We start from the raw sequence: 14,637 nt of genomic DNA, 5'->3' as shown, positions 1-14,637 counted from the left end.
CACGTCGACCGGCGGCGGCGCGCGACGGGCAGGCGGCGTTTTCACCCGGCGTCACCCGCTCGCGACCGGTGACACGGTCCCCGCCGCTCCGTCATGCTCGGGGCGTGTCCACGTCTGCGGCGCCGGCCTCCGTGCCGGCCCGGCCCCGCTCCTCCGCGCTCCTGGTGGTGCTCGTGCTGCTCGTCGCGGCCTTCGTCGCGCTCTGGGCCGCCTCGCACCTCACCGTCGCGGGCCAGCAGGCCGACGCCGGGGCGTTCCGGACCCTCGCTCCCCTGCACGACGCCGGCCGCGACCTCGCGGGGGCGCTGCGCCGGGGTCTCCCCGTGGCGTGCGCGGCCGTCGTCGCCGTTCTGGGCGTGGTCGCGCTCGTGCGCCGCGCGTGGCGCGACCTCCTCGCCGCGGCCGTCGTCGTGCTCGGGACGGTCGGGATCGCGCTCGGGCTCCGCGAGGTCCTCGTACGGCCCGACCTCGGGGGCTACGGCTACGCCCACCAGACCTTCCCGAGCGGGCACGTCGCCGTGGTCGGCGGCCTGTGCGTCGCGATCTGGCTGCTGTGGCCGTGGCCGGCGTCGCGGACGGCCGCGGGCTGGGCCGGGCTCGGCGTGACGGCGGTCGCCGCCCTCGCCTCCGTCGTGACGTACGCGCACCGGCCGAGCGACGTCGTCGGCTCGCTGCTCGTCGCGGCGGCCGTCACGGTCGCCGTCGTGTGGCTGCTCGACGTCCCGCGGAGAGCCGGCTCGGCCGGCGCGCCCCCGGTCGCGCCCCCCGCCGTCGCCGACGGGACGCCCGAGCCGCCCCGGGTCAGCGACCCCTCGGCGTGACCTCGGCGAGCCCCGCGTAGAGGTCCTCGTACCGGTCGACGACGCGCTCCCAGGTGAAGTCCTCGACCCGACGGCGACCGGCGGCCCCGATCCGCCCCGCACGCTCCGGGTCGTCGAGGAGGCCGAGCACGGCGGCGGCGAGCGCCTGCGTGTCCTGGGGGTCGACGAGCACGCCGTCGACGCCGTCGGTGACGATCTCCGGGGGACCGCCCCGCACGGTCGCGACGAGCGGCCGGCCCGAGCGCCACGCCTCGAGGACGACGAGCGGGGCCGCGTCCGCGCGGCTCGGCACGACGACCACGTCCGCGCCCGCGAGGCGGGCCGCCACCTCGGCCGGCTCGAGCCGTCCGGGGAGCTCGACGCGGTCCGTCAGGCCCGCCGACGCGACCCTGCGGCGCAGCGCGCCCGCCTCGCTCCCGTCGCCCACGACGACGAGCCGCGCCCGGTCGCGCAGCGCCGACGACGCGAAGGCGTCCACGAGCAGGTCGAACCCCTTGACGTGCTCGATCCGTCCCACCGCGACGACCACGGGCTCGCGCACCGCAGGACCCGACGGCCCGGGCCCGTCCGCCGCGGCGCCGTCGTCCGCTCCCGGCCCGACCAGGTCGTGCCCCGCCAGGTCGTGCCCGGCGAGGTCGACGCCGTTCGGGACGACCACGGCGTCGGGCGCCCCGAAGCGGACCAGGTCGTCCGCGACGACGCGCGAGCACCCCGTCACCGCGCCCGCGACGCCGATCGAGCGCTCCAGCGCCGTCCGCAGCAGCCGCGAGTGCTCGAACACGGCGTGGTCGTCCGCGAACGTCTCGCCGTGGGAGCTGACCACGAGCGGGGTGCGCGTGAGCGTGCGCAGGCCGAGGGCGTACGCGCCGTTGGGGCCGAAGCACTGCACGTGCAGCACGTCGGGCCGGAACGCCCGGAACGCCCGGCCCCACGCGAGCGCCGCCCGCGGAGCGGCGAGGGCGAAGCGTGCGACGTCGCCCGGCCGGCTCGACGGCTGCGGGGTCGGCAGGTACCGCACGAGGACGCCGTCGACGCGGCGCGTGCCGAGGTGCTCGCCGCGGTCGACCGTCCAGACCTCCACCGCGCTCCCGCGGGACGCGAGCACGCGCGCGACGTGGCGCACGTGCGACTCGACGCCCCCCGTGTACGGGTCGAACGAGCTCGCGACCAGCGCCACCCGACGACGGCCTGCCATGCGTCCCTCACCCTCTCGCGGGACGGCCCGCGCCCGGTCCACGATCACCCGCTCATCACCCGCTCCAGCAGGTCCGGCGGGGCGTCCGCGCCACTAGAGTGGGCCACTCTACCGACCGCCCCGGTCGCACCGACCGTGCCGCACCCGCCGCGCACCACGCCCCGAGGGGGACCTTCCCGATGCCGCAGCTCGTCGTCGCGACCGTCGCGGTCGAGGTCCCCATGGGAGCCCAGGTGTACCAGGAGGAGGTCGCGACGCGCGCGGCGGAGGCGCTCGCGGACGGGCGCGCCGGAGCGAGCGCCTGGTCCGTCGACCGCGCGGTCTTCCGCTCGCTCCGCTCCCCGCTGGCCGGCACCCACCGGCTCCCGCTCGGCCGCCTCGGCTCCGCGGGCCCGGCCCTGCGCCGGGCCGTGGGGCGCGCGGTCTACCCGCGGGGCGCCGTCGTGCACCGCGTCGGGCTCGACCTGCCGCCGCACCCGACGCGCGACGTCGTCGCCGTGCAGGACGTCGTGTCGTGGCGCTACGACGACGAGTCCGCACCGGTCCGTGCGGCGGCCGAGGAGGTCCGCCGCGCGGCGGCCGTCGTGTGCGTGTCGGAGTTCAGCGCGGACGAGGCCGCGGAGGTCCTCGGGCTCGCCGAGCGCCCGGCGGTCGCGTACAACGGCGTCGACCCCGTGTACTTCTCGGCCGAGCCGCTCCCCCGCGAGCGTCTCGCCGCGCTCGGGGTGGACGGCCCCTACGTCCTGCACGCAGGCGGCGCGTCGCGGCGCAAGAACCTCGAGGAGCTCGCGGTCGCGTGGACCGCCGTCCGCGCGGCACGGCCCGACCTCACGCTCGTCATGAGCGGGCCGCCGCACCCGCGCCGCACCGCCCTGTTCGCGGAGCTGCCCGGCACGCGGCTCGTGGGGCGACTGCCGGGCGGGCTCATGCCCGGCCTCGTCGCGGGGGCCGCGGCCGTCGTCGTGCCGTCGCGCTACGAGGGCTTCGGGCTCCCCGCCCTGGAGGCGATGGCCGCGGGCGTGCCGGTGGTCGCGGCGCGCACCAGCTCGCTGCCCGAGGTCGTGGGCGACGGCGGCGTGCTCGCCGAGCCGGACGGCGCGAGCCTCGCGGAGGCGCTGCTGTGGGTGACGACGCGCGACGCCGAGGTCGAGGCGCTCGTGGGGCGCGGGCGTGAGCGCGCGGCCACGTTCACGTGGGAGCGCAGCGCCGCGCAGCACGCCGCGATCTGGCGCGCGGTCGCCGCACGCGGCTGACGACGCCCGCGCCCCGGTGGCGGCGCTCACCCTGCCGGCTCCCACGCCTGGACCGCACTGATCGTCGCGATCCACTCGCTCTCCGTCGCGAGCGGGATGAAGTCGGGGTGCAGCCCGCCGACGATCCCCGTGTAGTTCGCCGCGAGCACGGGCACGTCGCGCTCGGTCGTCATCGGGAGCGTCACGCGCACGGCCGTCACCTCGACGGGCTCGAACGAGAAGAGCGCGACGCGGTCGAGGAGCTGGTCGGTCTGCTGCGCCACGTCCTGCCACGCGCCGTCGGGTGTCCGGACCGAGACGGTGTAGTCGCGCAGGCCGGACGTGCAGCACCGGATGCCGGCCGTCGCGACGGCGACGCGGTCGATCGTGCGCGGGCCGTCGGTCGCGACCTCGACGCCGGGCGCCTCGTCGACGGACCCGTCGGCCAGGCGCCCCGACCGCCAGGGCTCGCGCACGGCGAAGGTGCCGGACGTGACGACGTCGGGGTCGCTCGCGTCCTCGTGCGTCGACGTCGCGGTCACGGGCCGACCCTCGAGGACGTCGTCGCCGAACGCCTCGACGGGGGCGACCTCCAGGGCCGTGCCCGCGGGCGCGACGAGCAGGACGGGCGCGCCGTCCACCGGGACCTCGACGCCCCCGGAGGGGACCTCCAGGCCGCGCTCGGCGCCGTACGGGTCGCGCGCGGTCACGGTGACCGCGCCACCTGGCGCGGTGAGCCGCACGGTGGTGGACAGGTCCTCGCTCCACAGAGCGAGCAGCTCGGCGCCCTCGACCTCGCCCGTCCCGGGCGCGCGCACGGCGTGGACGCCAGGGGTCCCGGTCTCGACCGCCGCGGGAGGCCCGAACCCGTCGAGGAACGGCGCGCTCGCCGCGAACGCCGCGCCGGCGGGCTTCACGTACTCTCCGTACTGGAGCAGCGACCACGAGTTCCCGGCCTCGCCGAACCCTCCCTCGGAGAAGAAGTACGTCCACTCGTCGACGCCCTCCGACCCGTACCAGAGGAGCTTGCGCACGACGTCGGACCCCCCGGCCCAGAAGTTCGCGACGCCGTCGGACCACCACCCGGACTCGGTGTCCCACACGGGGACGTCGCCGCACGGCCCGATCGCCTCGCGCAGCCGGTCCAGCTCGGCACCGTCCGCGGAGAACCCCTCCTCCTCCCACGACCGGTTGAACCCGGTGTAGGGGTGGATCCCGACGACGTCGAGCGAGTCGCAGCCGCCCGCCGCGACCAGGTCGGCCCACCACGCGGGCTCGATCCCGAGCGTGTTGCCGCCCACCACGACGACGTCGGCCGACGCGTCGCGAGCGCCCGCCGCGAACGGCGCGCCGACCTCCTCCTCGTACGCGGCCGCGTCCTCGTAGCCCGTGTTGTTCGGCTCGTTCCACGGCTGCCAGTAGCGGATCTGCGGTGCGTGCTCGTGGACCGCGGCGACGATCTCGCGCGTCCATCCCTCCCACGTGCCGGCCTCGACCGCGGCCTGCTCCGCCTCGCCGCCCGAGCCGAGCTGGAGCGTGAGGATCACGCCCGTCTCCTCGGCGAGCTCGGCGGCGGCCGCGAGCTCGGCGAACGGGTCGACGTCGGCAGGCTCCTCGCCCTCCTCCTCGTCGGGCTCGAAGGCCGCGTTCGGCAGCGAGTCCCAGACGAGCGCGGCGCCGTCCGGCTCGGCGGTCGGGTCCGGCACGATCGCCCCGAAGTCGAGCTGCGCGCGGTGGCTGCCCACGCCGAGCTGGTCCGCGAGCTGCACGCCGCGCAGCGGTCCGGCACCGCCCCAGTCCGCGCCGTCCGCGAGCGCCGCCGGGTCGAGGTCGCTGCCCGGCGCGGCCACGGTGTAGCGCAGGCACGTGCCCGAGACCGGCTCCCCCGTCGCGGCGTCGACGAGCGCGGCGTCGACCTCGTACACCCCGGGCCGGGTCGGCGGCAGGTCGAGCGGGACCTCGCCGCCGTCCGCCGGAAGGTCGACGACGGTCTCCTCGCCGGCCACCGGGTCCCACACGCGCGGGTCGCCGCGCACCTGGTAGCGCAGGCGGTACGTCCCGGCGGAGGCTCCCCACGCGTCGTCGAACGCGGCGACCACACGCGGTGCGGTCCCGTCGGGGAAGACGCCGTAGGGCGCGTCCACGAGCAGCCCGGCGCCGAGCCCGAGCCCGCCGAACAGCTCCTCGTTCGCCGCGTTGTACTTCACCGGCGCGCCGAGCTCGTACGCCATGCGGTCGGCCGTGATCTCGGTGAGGGCGAACCCGTCGTCCTCGCCGTGCGTGAGCACGTAGTAGGGCGCGTCCCCGGCGGTCCCATCGCGCAGGACCGGCGTGCGTTCCCACAGCGCGAACGGCTGCTCGAGGTCCTTGTGCGTGTCCGGCCACACGCCCCGGAACACGCTGTCGCTCCCCCACCACCGGAACCCGAGGTTCTCGTCGGCGACGACGAGGCCGTCGCCCGCCGGCCCCGACGACGGTCCGGTGGTGGCACCCGTGGTGTCGTCGAGCCAGGGCACGCGCGGGACGCCGAACGGTCGCCCGCGCTCCCACGAGGCGCCGAGGCGGAAGGACGCGTCGTCGCCCTCCGGACCCACGGCGTGCAGGTCGCGCGAGCGGCGCTCGCCCTCGCGCACGTCAGTCTGGACGAGCGCGCGCCCGTCCGGGAGCTGCGCGAGGAGAGAACCGTCGAACGGCTCCGTGCCGAGGAGATCGCCGTCGTCGGACACCTCGTGCAGCACCTCTCCTGCCTCCTGGACACCGACGACCGTACGATCGTCGACCGTCCAGCGCACGGTCCCGTACAGGTCGAGGAGCGCACCGGTCGTGTGTGCTCCCTCAGGGATCGAGACGGTCCAGGCGACCGAGCCGTCGGGTGCGACCTTGTGCAGGTCCCGCCGACGCATGAGCGTGTCGACGAGGTAGAAGCTCCCGTCGGGATCGACCTCGAACGATCCCGTGGTGAACGTCTCGCTGACCCCGTCCCAGTCGAGCTCGACGAGAGTGCGCCGCACGGCGTCACCGTTCGCCAGGTCGTACCGGGTCACCGTGTACGTCGCCTCACGGTCCCACTCGAGCACGTACGCCGAGCCGTCGACGACCCGGAACGTCATGAGCTCGCCGTCGTCCAGCGTCACGACGTCGTCGACGACCGTGCGGATGCCCTCGAGCCCGTCGGCGTCGACGCCGTCGTCGGTGACCTGGTCGAGCCGCGGGAAACCGCACAGCGGCAGGGCGCCGACCTGGGTGACGGGAGCGGCCGCCGGGACGGCCGAGGGTGTGAAGGCGGCCGGCCCGCTCGACGTCGTGGTGACCCCACCGCCCCCGATCGCCACGGCGACGAGGACCCCCACCACGGCGGTCGCGAGGCCGGTGACAGCGGTGATGTCCAGGCGTCCGCCCGCCCTGCCGTCCTCGTGCGAGCTCATCCGCGCCCCTGCCGTCGTGAGGGCCCGGCACCGTGTGCCGTTCAGGCGATCGTAGGACCGCGTCGCCCCCGGGCCGAGGGCCCTGGCGCACTTTCACCCGCGTTCGTCCGGTTCTGCACGTGATTCACCCGACCGACCCCGCCGCACCGCCCGTCGCGACGACTATCTTTCATCTGTGCAGGCGACGACAGAACCCGCGATCCGCGTCGCCGGGCTGGGGAAGACCTACCGGCTCGGCGCCTTCGGCGAGCGGCCGTCGACCGCGGCGGCCGCCGCGGTCCAGTGGATCCGGTCCACCGGCAAGCAGAAGTACACGCTGTTCGACGCGCTCGACGACGTCTCCTTCGAGGTGCCCCAGGGCGAGGCGCTCGGGATCGTCGGACGCAACGGTGCCGGCAAGTCCACGCTCCTGAAGATCCTCACGCGCGTCACCGCGCCGTCGCGCGGACGCATCGAGCTCACCGGGCGCGTGGGGTCGCTCCTGGAGGTCGGGACCGGGTTCCACCCGGAGCTCACCGGCAAGGAGAACATCTACCTCAACGGCGCGATCCTCGGGATGACGCGCGCGGAGATCAACAAGCGCTACGACGAGATCGTCGCGTTCTCCGGCATCGAGAAGTTCCTCGCGACGCCCGTCAAGCGCTACTCGTCCGGCATGTACGTGCGCCTCGCGTTCTCGGTCGCTGCCCACCTCGACACCGAGATCCTCGCGATCGACGAGGTCCTCGCGGTCGGCGACGCCGAGTTCCAGCGGCGCTCGATCCAGAAGATGCGCGAGGCGGCCCAGGGCGGGCGCACCGTGCTCTACGTGAGCCACCAGCTCCAGACCGTCCAGGCTCTGTGCACCTCGGCGGTGCTCCTCGACCGGGGGACCCTGACGTACTCCGGCACCGTCGAGGGCACGCTCCAGGCGTACCGGGACAGCTTCGAGAGCTTCGCCGCCGCGCAGTCCGACCCGAAGAAGCGCCCCGGCAACGGGAAGGTGCGGCTGTCCTCGGTCCGCATGGAGGACGAGTTCGTCAAGTCGTCGCAGGACATCGTCGTCGACTTCGATGCGCCCGCGAGCAAGAAGCTCGTCGGCACGTACTTCGTCTCGATGCACATCAACAACGACCAGGGCACGGTCATCGCGCAGTGCGACTCGCGCCTCGTGGGCAAGTGGTTCGACCCCGAGCAGGCGCAGCGCGGACGGCTCGTCATCCGTGACTTGTGGCTCAAGCCCGGCCAGTACACGGTCGACGTGTACGCGTGCCAGGCCGGGGTGCTCGACGCGTGGGAGGGAGCGTGGCGCTTCGAGGTGCTGCCCGACCTCCCGTATCCGGAGTTCACGGAGGCGTCGAGCACCGAGAAGGGCATGGTCTTCGTGAACTTCGACTACGAGGGGATCTGACGTGGAGCACACCGTCCAGCGCACCGTCATCACGCCCCCCGGGCGGCTAAACCTCCCCTCGCTGCGTGAGCTGTGGGGTGCTCGTGAGGTCGCGGTCCGACTCGCGCTGCGCGACGTCATCGTGCGGTACCGGCAGACGATCTTCGGCATCACCTGGGTCATCGCCCAGCCGCTGGTCAGCGCGGGCATCTTCACCATCGTCTTCGGGGAGATCGCGGGTCTGTCGACCGGGAACGTCCCGACGTTCCTCTTCACGCTCGCCGGGATGCTCGCGTGGAACCTCTTCAACGGGTCGCTCGGCAAGGCGTCGGGGTCGATGGTCGGCAACCAGTCGCTCGTGCAGAAGGTGTTCTTCCCCCGGCTCCTGGTCCCTGTCTCGAGCCTCGCCTCGGTCGTGCTGGACTTCCTCGTCGCCCTCGTCCTCGCGGTCGTCCTGCTGTTCGTCTACGGGATCAACCCGGGCTGGGCCGTCCTCCTCCTCCCTGTGTGGGTCCTGCTCATCCTCATGATCGGCACGGGGGTCGGCCTGGCGGCAGCGGCGTACATGGTCAAGTACCGCGACGTCGGGTACGTGCTGCCGTGGCTCGTCCAGATCCTGCTCTACGCGAGCCCGGTCGCCTACGCCCTCTCGTCGGTCCCGGAGAGGCTCCGCTGGCTGTTCGAGATCAACCCCGTGACGTGGTTCCTCGAGACCTTCCGCTGGTCGCTGCTGGGCACCGAGCTTCCCCCGACCTGGCAGATCGTGGCGCTCGTCGTCGCGGCACCGCTGATCTTCCTCGCCGGGACGCTCGTCTTCCAGAAGAACGAGCGCGAGTTCGCGGACTACATCTGATGCGCCTCGCTGCATACGTGCTGCTGGCCGACCCGAGCTTTCTCGCGGCCAGCCTGCGCGCGTACTACGACCACGTCGACCGCATCGTGCTGTCCTACGACGAGACGTCGACCTCCTGGACGGGAACGCCGCTGCCCGTGGACGAGTGCCTCGCGATCGTCGAGGGGCTCGACACGGACGGCAAGTGCGTGCGCGCACCGGGACGCTACGCCCGGCTCGACGAGCACCCCCTGGACAACGACACCTTCCAGCGGCAGGCAGCGCTCGACGAGGCCTCCGACGGTGCCGACTGGGTGCTCCAGCTCGACACCGACGAGGTCTTGCTCAACGCGCCGGTCTTCCTCAGCACGCTGGACTCCGCGGATCGTGCCGGCGCCCGAGGCCTGCACTACCCGTCGCGCTGGCTCTACTCGCGGGTCGCCCCCGGGCGGTACCTGGAGGCGAGCACGAGGTCGGGGCGCCCGTCCGCGTCCTACCCCGGACCTCTCGCGGTCCGGGCCGGTACGCGGCTCGACCACGCCCGGCAGGCGGACGTACCGCTGTACCGCGTCGACCTGCGCCCCTGGAACACCGACCCGAGCCACCCCCACGACACCATCGTCCACGCCGTCGTGGACCCGTCGGACGCGGTGCTCCACTTCTCCTGGGTACGCTCCCCCGAGGTCATGCGCCGCAAGTTCGGCTGGTCTGGCCACACCGCGCACTACTCGCACCCCACCGTCTACCAGGACTGGGTCCGTCACTCCCGTCGCCCGCGCCTCACCGCCCTGACGTCGCCGCTCCGGCGGCGCGACTGGTACCGCGTCGTGACGGTCGCCGAACCTCCCGGAGGAGAGCCATGACCTGCTCGGTGAGCGTCGTCGTCGTGACGTACGGGCGGCCGGACAGCGTGCGTGAGTGCCTGCAGCACCTCGAGCGCCTCGACACGGCTCCGCTCGAGGTGATCGTCGTGGACTCGACGCCCGACGACCGGACCCGACGACTCGTGCGCGAGGAGTTCCCCCAGGTGCGGCTGCTGCACAGCACGCTCGGACGGGGCACCACGCCCGAGTCGCGTCAGATGGGGTTCGCGGTCGCACGCGGTGACGTCGTCGCCTTCGTCGACGACGACGCGTACGCGGCCCCCGACTGGCTGGACGAGCTCGTCGCCCCCTACGCCGACCCGGACGTCGTGGCCGTCGGCGGTCGCGCCGACAACGGGATCACCGGCGAGGAGTCCGAGGGACTCGACCGCATCGGCCGCCTCCTACCCGACGGCCGGCTCACGGGCTACTTCGCTGCGGACCCCGGACGCACGATCGAGGTGGACCACCTGCTCGGCGCAAACATGTCGTTCCGCCGTTCCGCGCTCGAGGCGATCGGCGGGATCCGCGGGAACTACCCCGGCACGTGCCTGTGCGAGGAGTCCGACATCTCCCTGCGACTGCGCGCGACCGGCGGCCGGCTGCTGTACACGCCGCGCGCCGTCGTACGGCACATGGCCGCGCCCTACGGGATCGGCGGGAAGCGGTTCGACCGCCGCTACCTGTACTACGCCCGGCGCAACCACCTCGTGATGCTCGTGCGCAACTTTGGATGGCGAGACCCGATGGTGCGACGGTACGCCCGCTCGACCATGCGTCAGCAGCGGGACTACGTGATCCTCGCCTGGCAGCAGCTCCGCCCGCGCAAGTCGGACGGTCGTCCACGGCCCTGGCGCAAGAGGCTGCGCGGACCGGTGATCCTCTCCCGGTCCGCCGCCGAGGTCGCCGGGCTGGTGGCCGGTGTCCCCGCCGCGGCCTCCGCAGTGCGCCGCGACCGCGCCGACGGCCGTTGACGTGGCGCTCCCTCCCCTCGTCCACGTCATCACGCCCGGTGACCACTACTCGCCACGCACCGGCAGCGCTGTCCCCACCGTGGTGGACGGCCTCTCCAGGTCGCGGCGACCCGACGCCCCCCGGTCGCAGGTCGTCGTGGCACGAGGCACTTACGCCGACCGTTACGACAGCGCCGACATCGTCGAGTACGACCCACGGCCCGCGCGGCGGTACGACCGGTACCTCGATGCCGCGCTCTCGCGAGCCGGGGCTCCACGGCTCGCCGCCCGGAGGGTGCTCGCGCCGACGCTCGGCGCGCAGCACCGTTTGCCCCCCTCCGTCGTCCTCGCCCACAACGCGCCCGCGCTAGTCCCGCTGGTCGACGACAACCACCACCGGCCCGTGCTCTACGCTCACAACCACGTGCTGCGTACCTACTCCGCACGTGAGGCGCGCCGCGTGCTCGGCTCCGCTGAGCTGGTCGTCTGCGTGAGCGACTTTCTCGCCGACCAGGTCCGCTCGGACCTGCCGACGGATCTCCGTGCCCGCGTCGTCACGGTGCGCAACGGCGTCGACCTCGCGCAGTTCGCTCTGCCACGCCCACCCCGCGGCGGTCCGCTGCGGGTCGCCTACGTCGGCCGGGTCATCCCCGACAAGGGGGTCCACGTCCTGCTGGACGCGGTCGCGAGCCTGCGCCGCCGTGACCTCGAGCTGACCGTCGTGGGCCGTCCGGGTTTCGCCGCCGACGCCCCGCTCACGGAGTACGAGCGGGGCCTCCGCCGACGGGCTGCCGAGACCGTCTCGCCCGTGCGGTTCACCTCGTTCGTCCCGCGGGCCGGACTGGCCGCCATCCTCGCGCGCACCGACGTCGTCGTAGTGCCCTCGATCTGGGACGAGCCCTTCGGGCTCACCGCGCTCGAGGGCATGGCGGCGGGAGCGGCGGTGGTCGCGTCGTCGGCCGGGGGCCTCCCCGAAGCGGTCGGGGACGCCGGCTTCCTCGTCGCGCCCGGGGACCGCGACGGCCTCTCCGTGATCCTTGCGGCCCTCGCCGACGACGAGGCCGCGCTCACGGCCGCCGCGAGCCGCGCTCGCGAGCACGTCGGGCGCTGCACGTGGGAGCTCCGGGCGTCCGAGCTCGACCGGGCCCTCGCCGTCGGCGCGACCTGAGTCCTCGCGGCACGTGTCAGTCGCGGTGGACGTCCCTCGGTCCGCACTCGTCGCGGACCACGACCACCGGGACGGCTGGGGCAGCACGTCCGCGGCGGTGACCCCACCACTCACCGAGGCGCCAGACGGTGTCGGCCACACCACCGCGACCTCGGCGGGCCTTTCCCACGATCGTCGACCAGGTTCCCAGGAGAGCCCCCCGCACCGACCGGCGCCGTGCCGGGTGGGGCGACACGGGGCGATCTCGACGTTCGCCGCCGGGTCCGCCCCGTGCGATCACCTGGGCGAACCGGTGCCGCAGCTGCTCGTCACCCAGCGCGTAGGCGTACGCCTGTCGAAAGGTGGCACGCAGGCCGTCGCGCTTGCGGACGTGCAGCACCGCCGTCGGTTCCAGGGTCAGTCGATGGCCCGCCAGCTGGGCGCGCCAGCACAGGTCGACGTCCTCGCAGGTAGCCAACGACTCCTCGAAGCCGTCGAGAGACTCGAAGACGGAGCGTCGGATCCCGAGGTTTCCCGCGCCGGTCCCGACCAGCCAGGGCAGGTAGGGCTTCACGACGAGCGGGTCGGTCGTCCACGTGACGTGGAACCCACCTCCCGGGTTGAGGAGGTCTCCCTCCCACCGGCCCGTCACGAGGGCGGAATGCCGCAGCGCCTCCCGCATCGCGACGACCCACCCCTCACCGACGACGTCGTCCGCGTCGCAGAACGCGAGCAAGGTTGCACGGGCCGCGCGCGCGCCGGCGTTGCGCGCTGCTGACGGTCCTCGTCGCGCGGAGGCGTCGACGAGGCGTATCTCCGGGTGCTTCGCACGGAGATCGCTGACGAGCTCCCGCGTGCCGTCCCTCGAGCCGTTGTCGGCGACCACGATCTCCCACGGGAAGGGGACGCTCTGCGCGACGAGTGCCGCCAGCTGGTCGCCGATGGTCTCGACGGCGTCGAACGCGGGGACGACCACGCTGAGCTCGGGAGGCTCCGGGCTGCTCACGCAGACGTCCTTCGGTGCGCGGACCGGCTGCGTACCACCCGGTGGCTCGTCAGAAGCTCGCCCACGGTCGCGGTGGTGTACCCGGACACGGCGAGGCCCGCCAGGATGAGGTCGGTGACCCGCCCGCGGTCGAAGTGCGGCAGCTCCTCGTCCGGTCGGAGCGTCTCGGGGTCGCCACGGTGGTCGTGGAGCAGGAGGATCCCACCCGGGCGGATCTCGGCGAGCGCGCGCCGGGCGATCACCTCCTCGTCGTCGTGGAGCCAGTCCCTGGCGTCCGCCGACCACAGGACGACCTCCAGACCCGAACGACGGATGCGGCGTGCCTGCCGGGCCGTGTGGTGACCGTACGGCGGCCGGTAGGCGTCGACCCGCACCCCGAGCAGCTCCTCGAGCCGTTCGCGCGCCGCGGTGACCACGCGCGGCCCTTCGTGGTCGTCATATCCGAGCAGCGACTCGTGCCCGGTCCCGTGCAGTGCCACCTCATGGCCCTCGTCGACGATCCTCCGGGCCAGGTCGAGATGGGCCTCGACCTGGCTCACGAGCACGAAGAACGTCGCGCGCGCCCCGTGCGAGCCCAACGCCTCGAGCACGCCCGGAGTACCGTCCGGGCTCGGCCCGTCGTCGAACGTCAGGGCCACGCGGCGCTCCGTCGTCTCGACGCAGAAGACCCCGCAGTCGGCGAGCAGCGCCGAGGGGACCGGGAAGGGCACGATCGCCCGGTCGGCCGGTGCCGCCTCACGCGACGCCGGCTCGTCGAGCACGTGGCGCCGCACCGGCACGGACCAGCGCCGGCCCGTCGGCCGGAACCGTCCGAGGCTCGCGGACCCACGGATCACGTCAGCCGCCCGCCCGGCACCGTCCGCGTCCGCGGCGGACGAGGCGCGACAGACGCACGCCGCTGCGCAGCACGCGCACGTACCCGAAGGCGGCTGCCAGCGCGACACGCGACGTCCACCGGCGAGGACGGTCGAGGGTCCATACCACCTTCCAGAACGCGAGCGCATCCCAGAGCTCACCACCGACCCCGCGCAGAACCTCCCGTGCCGGCCGGTTCGCCTCGAGATCGGCCACCCCGCCTGCCACGCGCACGGACTTGTGCGTCAGCTCGCCCCACGTGGGCCTGGACGGATGGTCCACGACGGCGTCAGCCGCGTACCGGAAGGAGCCGCCCGTCGCATCGAGGCGCAGACCCCAGTCAAGGTCCCCGCCCGACTTCAGGCCGGCGTCGAACGGGCCGACGCGGTCGAACGTCTCCCGACGGACCAGGAGGTTCGCCGTCATCGCGAACGGGTAGGTCGCGATCGAGTGCTCCTGCGGCAGACCCTCCATCGCATCCATGTGCTCCGGGGCGCTGCGGGGCTCCCTACCACCGCGGAAGACGAGGTTGATGGCACCGCCGACCGCGTCAGGAGCCGGTGCGCGCGTCAACGCCTCGACGCCGGCACTCAGCCAGCCCGGCCGGGGGAGACAGTCCCCGTCGGTGAACGCGAGGACATCGCCCTCCGACGAGACCACGCCCTTGTTCCGCGCCGCGTAGGAGCCGCGCCTGGCCTCGTGCTCGACCCGGAACCGCTCGTCGCCCGGCGGGAGTGCCGGTCGCAGGTCCTCCGTCGAGGCGTTGTCCACGACGACCACCTCGAACCGGTCGCGCGGGTAGTCCTGCTGCGCCAGCAGCCGGAGGCAGCGGCCCAGCCGCTCGGCGTCGTTGTGCACCGGGACGATCACCGAGACCGTGGGCGCCTCGCTCCGGGAGGGCCTCAGATCCACCTCGTCGGTCATGTCGCGCGTCCTCTC

General features: G+C 73.9%; 12 protein-coding genes. 7 read left to right on the top strand and 5 right to left on the bottom strand.

Features of this window, described 5'->3' with window-relative positions:
* Nucleotides 1-104: 104 nt before the first annotated feature.
* Complete coding sequence (locus ACFC2L_RS15355; protein ID WP_375825147.1) at nucleotides 105-821, top strand: phosphatase PAP2 family protein; 717 nt, start codon at nucleotides 105-107, stop codon at nucleotides 819-821.
* On the opposite strand, the gene ACFC2L_RS15350 is transcribed toward ACFC2L_RS15355, so the two are convergent.
* Nucleotides 802-2,016, bottom strand: coding sequence for a glycosyltransferase family 4 protein (locus ACFC2L_RS15350; RefSeq protein WP_375825146.1), 1,215 nt, complete (start codon nucleotides 2,014-2,016; stop codon nucleotides 802-804). The genes ACFC2L_RS15355 and ACFC2L_RS15350 overlap by 20 nt on opposite strands.
* 179 nt (nucleotides 2,017-2,195) lie before the next feature.
* On the opposite strand from ACFC2L_RS15350, the gene ACFC2L_RS15345 reads away from it, so the two are divergent.
* Nucleotides 2,196-3,269 (top strand): glycosyltransferase family 4 protein, encoded by a 1,074-nt coding sequence (locus tag ACFC2L_RS15345; RefSeq protein ID WP_375825145.1) that lies wholly within the window; start codon nucleotides 2,196-2,198, stop codon nucleotides 3,267-3,269.
* 26 nt (nucleotides 3,270-3,295) lie between these two features.
* Here the strand turns inward: ACFC2L_RS15345 and ACFC2L_RS15340 are convergent, their stop codons facing one another.
* Nucleotides 3,296-6,673: a hypothetical protein gene (locus tag ACFC2L_RS15340; protein WP_375825144.1), complete on the bottom strand. Its 3,378-nt coding sequence runs from the start codon at nucleotides 6,671-6,673 to the stop codon at nucleotides 3,296-3,298.
* Between the two features lie 175 nt (nucleotides 6,674-6,848).
* Here ACFC2L_RS15340 and ACFC2L_RS15335 point away from each other — a divergent pair, with 175 nt between their 5' ends.
* From ACFC2L_RS15335 to ACFC2L_RS15315, 5 genes are all read left to right on the top strand, one after another.
* Nucleotides 6,849-8,063 (top strand): ABC transporter ATP-binding protein, encoded by a 1,215-nt coding sequence (locus ACFC2L_RS15335; RefSeq protein WP_375825142.1) that lies wholly within the window; start codon nucleotides 6,849-6,851, stop codon nucleotides 8,061-8,063.
* 1 nt (nucleotide 8,064) lies between these two features.
* Nucleotides 8,065-8,895 (top strand): ABC transporter permease, encoded by an 831-nt coding sequence (locus tag ACFC2L_RS15330; RefSeq protein ID WP_375825141.1) that lies wholly within the window; start codon nucleotides 8,065-8,067, stop codon nucleotides 8,893-8,895.
* The gene (locus ACFC2L_RS15325) at nucleotides 8,895-9,737 is read left to right on the top strand and encodes a hypothetical protein (RefSeq protein ID WP_375825140.1); all 843 of its coding nucleotides are present in this window, start codon (nucleotides 8,895-8,897) and stop codon (nucleotides 9,735-9,737) included. The genes ACFC2L_RS15330 and ACFC2L_RS15325 overlap by 1 nt, the downstream gene beginning before the upstream one ends.
* Nucleotides 9,734-10,711, top strand: coding sequence for a glycosyltransferase (locus tag ACFC2L_RS15320; protein WP_375825139.1), 978 nt, complete (start codon nucleotides 9,734-9,736; stop codon nucleotides 10,709-10,711). Before ACFC2L_RS15325 ends, ACFC2L_RS15320 begins: the two co-directional genes overlap by 4 nt.
* 136 nt (nucleotides 10,712-10,847) lie before the next feature.
* Nucleotides 10,848-11,858 (top strand): glycosyltransferase family 4 protein, encoded by a 1,011-nt coding sequence (locus ACFC2L_RS15315; RefSeq protein WP_375825138.1) that lies wholly within the window; start codon nucleotides 10,848-10,850, stop codon nucleotides 11,856-11,858.
* Between the two features lie 16 nt (nucleotides 11,859-11,874).
* Here the strand turns inward: ACFC2L_RS15315 and ACFC2L_RS15310 are convergent, their stop codons facing one another.
* Genes ACFC2L_RS15310 through ACFC2L_RS15300 form a run of 3 tightly spaced genes read right to left on the bottom strand, consistent with a single transcriptional unit; the run spans nucleotide 11,875 to nucleotide 14,622 of the window.
* Nucleotides 11,875-12,843, bottom strand: coding sequence for a glycosyltransferase (locus ACFC2L_RS15310; RefSeq protein WP_375825137.1), 969 nt, complete (start codon nucleotides 12,841-12,843; stop codon nucleotides 11,875-11,877).
* On the bottom strand, nucleotides 12,840-13,679 hold the full coding sequence (locus tag ACFC2L_RS15305; protein ID WP_375825136.1) for a polysaccharide deacetylase family protein: 840 nt from the start codon (nucleotides 13,677-13,679) through the stop codon (nucleotides 12,840-12,842). The genes ACFC2L_RS15310 and ACFC2L_RS15305 overlap by 4 nt, the downstream gene beginning before the upstream one ends.
* A gap of 1 nt (nucleotide 13,680) precedes the next feature.
* Nucleotides 13,681-14,622: a glycosyltransferase gene (locus ACFC2L_RS15300; RefSeq protein WP_375825135.1), complete on the bottom strand. Its 942-nt coding sequence runs from the start codon at nucleotides 14,620-14,622 to the stop codon at nucleotides 13,681-13,683.
* Nucleotides 14,623-14,637 lie beyond the last annotated feature (15 nt).

Source organism: Cellulosimicrobium sp. NPDC055967 (genome assembly GCF_042269845.1).
In the GTDB taxonomy this organism is placed as follows: Bacteria; Actinomycetota; Actinomycetes; order Actinomycetales; family Cellulomonadaceae; genus Cellulosimicrobium.
This window is presented reverse-complemented; position numbering and strand designations above follow the sequence as displayed.

Bases quoted from the DNA above. Each gene is read 5' to 3' on its own strand.
- ACFC2L_RS15350 (WP_375825146.1), bottom strand. From the start codon at position 2,016: ATGGCAGGCCGTCGTCGGGTGGCGCTGGTCGCGAGCTCGTTCGACCCG.
- ACFC2L_RS15345 (WP_375825145.1), top strand. From the start codon at position 2,196: ATGCCGCAGCTCGTCGTCGCGACCGTCGCGGTCGAGGTCCCCATGGGA.
- ACFC2L_RS15340 (WP_375825144.1), bottom strand. From the start codon at position 6,673: ATGAGCTCGCACGAGGACGGCAGGGCGGGCGGACGCCTGGACATCACC.
- ACFC2L_RS15325 (WP_375825140.1), top strand. From the start codon at position 8,895: ATGCGCCTCGCTGCATACGTGCTGCTGGCCGACCCGAGCTTTCTCGCG.
- ACFC2L_RS15320 (WP_375825139.1), top strand. From the start codon at position 9,734: ATGACCTGCTCGGTGAGCGTCGTCGTCGTGACGTACGGGCGGCCGGAC.
- ACFC2L_RS15300 (WP_375825135.1), bottom strand. From the start codon at position 14,622: ATGACCGACGAGGTGGATCTGAGGCCCTCCCGGAGCGAGGCGCCCACG.